This window comes from Streptomyces sp. PU-14G, from assembly GCF_041028275.1.
In the GTDB taxonomy this organism is placed as follows: domain Bacteria; phylum Actinomycetota; class Actinomycetes; order Streptomycetales; family Streptomycetaceae; genus Streptomyces.
This window is the reverse complement of the sequence record NZ_JASKYT010000484.1, coordinates 1-3,954: the sequence shown is the minus strand read 5'-3', so window position 1 is coordinate 3,954 and position 3,954 is coordinate 1. Positions and strand designations below refer to the sequence as shown.

The window sequence follows — 3,954 nt, the reverse complement described above, 5'->3', positions numbered from 1 at the left end:
AACCCGGTCTCCCGGKCCMGGCGGTGGGGCGCGCCCACCGCCTGGCTGGGGGGATCAGCCGGCGAGACCGTAGGTCAGGAGCTTCTTGGCGTCCTTCGTCCGGTTGGCGGACGAGGTGGAGGCCAGGACGGTGCCGATCACCGTCTTGCCGTCCCGCTTCGCGGCGAAGACGAGGCAGTACCCCGCCTCGGGCCCCGAGCCGGTCTTGACCCCGAGGGCGCCGGAGTAGCCGCCCAGCAGCGGGTTGGTGTTCGTCCAGTTCATGTAGCGGTAGCCGCCGCTGCGGGTGACCGTCTTCTGCTTGGTGGAGCGGGTCTTGACGAGCGAGCGGAAGGTCGGGTTCTTCATGGCGTCCCGGGCGAGCTTGGTCAGGTCGCGCGGGGTGGAGTAGTTGCTGCCCTTGCCGATGCCGTCGAACGAGTCGAAGTGCGTGTTCTTGAGGCCGAGGCTCTTGGCCGTGGCGTTCATCTTGCCGATGAAGGACTTCACGCGGGCGGCGCGCGTGGAGCCGCTGCCGAAGGTGTCGGCCAGCGCGTAGGCGGCGTCGCATCCGGAGGGCAGCATCATGCCGTACAGGAGCTGGCGGACGGTGACCTTGTCGCCGACGATCAGCCGTGCCGAGGAGGCGGTGTTGCGGACGATGTAGTCGCTGTAGGCCTTCTGGATGGTGACCTTGCGGTTCAGGTTCAGGTTCTTCTGGGCCAGGACCACCCGGGCCGTCATGATCTTGGTGGTGGAGCCGGTGGACCGCCGGGTGTCGGCGGCCTTGGTGTAGAGGCTCTTGCCCGTGCCGCTGTTCATCACGTAACCGCCCTTGGCGGTGACGGACGGCTTCTTCGCCGCGGCGGCCAGTGCGGGCGCCTGGCCTGGTGTGCCGGCGGTCGCCTGTGCGGGCGTCGCGGCTTGGGCGGGGGCGGTGATCATGCCGGTCGTCAGCACGGCCCCGGAGGTGAGGATGACCGTGGCGACACGACGGGTGCCGGCGATGCCGAGTTTCACTGTCAGCTCCAAGTGCCGCGGGAAAGCGGCGGGTTGAGCGGGATCCGCGGCCGGGAACGGCCGGGAACTAAGTCGGATAGTAGTCCGTTTGGCAGCTTGAGTGGAATAGACTCAACTTGTTGCATGCTGTAGGTAGCAAGCGCCGGAGGCAGGGCGCCCGAGGCGGCACCGGAGGAGGAGCGCACGACAGTGGACGCGGAGCTGACGAACAAGAGCCGGGAAGCGATCAGCGCGGCCAACGACCGCGCGGTGGCCGGCGGTCACCCCGACATCACCCCTGCCCACCTGCTCCTCGCCCTGCTCACGGGCGAGGAGAACGAGAACATCCAAGACCTCGTCGCCGCCGTCGAGGCGGACCAGGCGGCACTGCGTTCGGCCGCCGAGAGCCGGCTGGCGGCACTGCCCACCGTCCAGGGCTCGACGGTCAGCAGGCCGCAGGCCGACCGCGACCTGCTCGCCGTCATCGCGGACGCCGCCCAGCGCGCCAAGGAGCTCGGCGACAGCTACGTCTCCACCGAGCATCTGCTGATCGGCCTGGCCGCCAAGGGCGGGGCGACGGCCGACCTGCTGGCGGAGCAGGGCGCCAGCGACAAGAAGCTGCTGGCCGCCTTCCAGGAGCAGCGCGGCAGCCGCCGGGTCACGGGCCCCGACCCCGAGGGCACCTACAAGGCGCTGGAGAAGTTCGGCACCGACCTGACGGCGGCGGCCCGCGAGGGCAGGCTGGACCCGGTCATCGGCCGGGACCACGAGATCCGCCGTGTGGTGCAGGTGCTCTCGCGCCGCACCAAGAACAACCCCGTCCTGATCGGCGAGCCCGGCGTCGGCAAGACCGCCGTCGTCGAGGGCCTGGCCCAGCGCGTGGTCAAGGGCGACGTGCCCGAGTCGCTGCGGAACAAGCGCCTGGTGGCCCTCGACCTGGGCGCCATGGTGGCCGGCGCGAAGTACCGCGGCGAGTTCGAGGAGCGCCTCAAGACCGTCCTCGCGGAGATCAAGGAGAGCGACGGGCAGATCATCACCTTCATCGACGAGCTGCACACCGTCGTCGGTGCGGGCGCCGGCGGCGACTCGGCGATGGACGCGGGCAACATGCTCAAGCCGATGCTGGCCCGCGGCGAGCTGCGCATGGTGGGCGCCACCACGCTGGACGAGTACCGCGAGCGGATCGAGAAGGACCCGGCCCTGGAGCGGCGCTTCCAGCAGGTGCTGGTCGCCGAGCCGACGGTGGAGGACTCCATCGCGATCCTGCGCGGCCTCAAGGGGCGCTACGAGGCGCACCACAAGGTGCAGATCTCCGACAGCGCGCTGGTCGCCGCCGCCTCCCTCTCGGACCGCTACATCACCTCGCGCTTCCTGCCCGACAAGGCCATCGACCTGGTCGACGAGGCGGCCTCCCGGCTGCGCATGGAGATCGACTCCTCGCCCGTCGAGATCGACGAGCTCCAGCGCTCCGTCGACCGGCTCAAGATGGAGGAGCTGGCCCTGGACAAGGAGACCGACCCCGCCTCCGTCGAACGCCTGGAGCGGCTGCGCCGCGAGCTGGCCGACAAGGAGGAGGAGCTGCGCGGCCTGACGGCCCGCTGGGAGAAGGAGAAGCAGGGCCTCAACCGGGTCGGTGAGCTGAAGGAGAAGCTGGACGAGCTGCGCGGTCAGGCCGAGCGCGCCCAGCGCGACGGCGACTTCGACGCGGCCTCCAAGCTGCTGTACGGCGAGATCCCGGCGACCGAGCGGGAGCTGGCGGCTGCCACCGAGGAAGAGGAGGAGGCCAAGAAGGCCAACAAGGAAGCCGCGGCAGGGCAGGCGGACAAGCGGGACAAGATGGTCAAGGAGGAGGTCGGCTCGGACGACATCGCCGACGTCGTCGCCTCCTGGACGGGCATCCCCGCGGGACGGCTGCTGGAGGGCGAGACGCAGAAGCTGCTGCGTATGGAGGACGAGCTGGGCAAGCGGCTGATCGGCCAGACCGAGGCGGTGCGCGCCGTCTCCGACGCGGTGCGCCGCACCCGCGCCGGCATCGCCGACCCCAACCGGCCCACGGGCTCCTTCCTCTTCCTCGGCCCCACGGGCGTCGGCAAGACGGAGCTGGCCAAGGCGCTCGCCGACTTCCTCTTCGACGACGAGCGGGCCATGGTCCGCATCGACATGAGCGAGTACGGCGAGAAGCACAGCGTCGCCCGCCTCGTCGGCGCGCCCCCCGGCTACGTCGGCTACGAGGAGGGCGGCCAGCTCACCGAGGCCGTGCGGCGGCGCCCCTACAGCGTCGTCCTGCTGGACGAGGTGGAGAAGGCGCACCACGATGTCTTCGACGTGCTGCTCCAGGTCCTCGACGACGGCCGCCTCACCGACGGCCAGGGCCGCACGGTGGACTTCCGCAACACGATCCTCATCCTCACCTCCAACCTGGGCAGCCAGCACCTGATGGACCCCTTGAAGAAGGAGGAGGAGAAGCGGGAGCAGGTACTCGCCGCCGTCCGGGCCGCCTTCCGCCCCGAATTCCTCAACCGGCTCGACGATCTGGTCGTCTTCTCCGCCCTCGCCGGGGACGAGCTGCGGCGCATCGCCCAGCTCCAGGTCGAGGCGTTGCAGGCCCGGCTCGCCGAGCGGCGCCTCGCGCTCGACGTCACCCCCGCGGCGCTCGACTGGCTGGCCGTCGAGGGCAACGACCCCGCCTACGGGGCGCGGCCCCTGCGCCGCCTCGTCCAGACCGCCATCGGCGACCAGCTCGCGAAGGAGATCCTCGCGGGGGACGTCCGCGACGGTGACGTGGTCCGGGTGGACCACGTCGAGGGGTGGGACGGCCTGGTGGTGGGCTCCGCCGGTTAGTCCCCTGCCCCTCCCCTTCCCGAAACTCCTCAAACGCCGGAGGGGCTGGAATCAGCCCCTCCGGCGTTTGAGGAGCGGGGTCCCAGGGGCGGAGCCCCTGGAAGAAATGGTGAAGGGGTGGGGCCGGGGCCAAAC

The 3,954-nt window shown here is 70.6% G+C and carries 2 protein-coding genes; one reads left to right on the top strand and one right to left on the bottom strand.

Features of this window, described 5'->3' with window-relative positions:
* Positions 1-54 precede the first annotated feature (54 nt).
* A complete protein-coding gene (locus tag AB8Z75_RS31965) occupies positions 55-999 on the bottom strand; it encodes a D-alanyl-D-alanine carboxypeptidase family protein (protein ID WP_369208154.1) in 945 nt (314 codons plus the stop codon).
* A 189-nt stretch (positions 1,000-1,188) separates the two neighbouring features.
* Between AB8Z75_RS31965 and clpB the strand changes: the two genes are divergently transcribed.
* On the top strand, positions 1,189-3,819 hold the full coding sequence (clpB, locus tag AB8Z75_RS31960; RefSeq protein WP_369208152.1) for an ATP-dependent chaperone ClpB: 2,631 nt from the start codon (positions 1,189-1,191) through the stop codon (positions 3,817-3,819).
* Positions 3,820-3,954 lie beyond the last annotated feature (135 nt).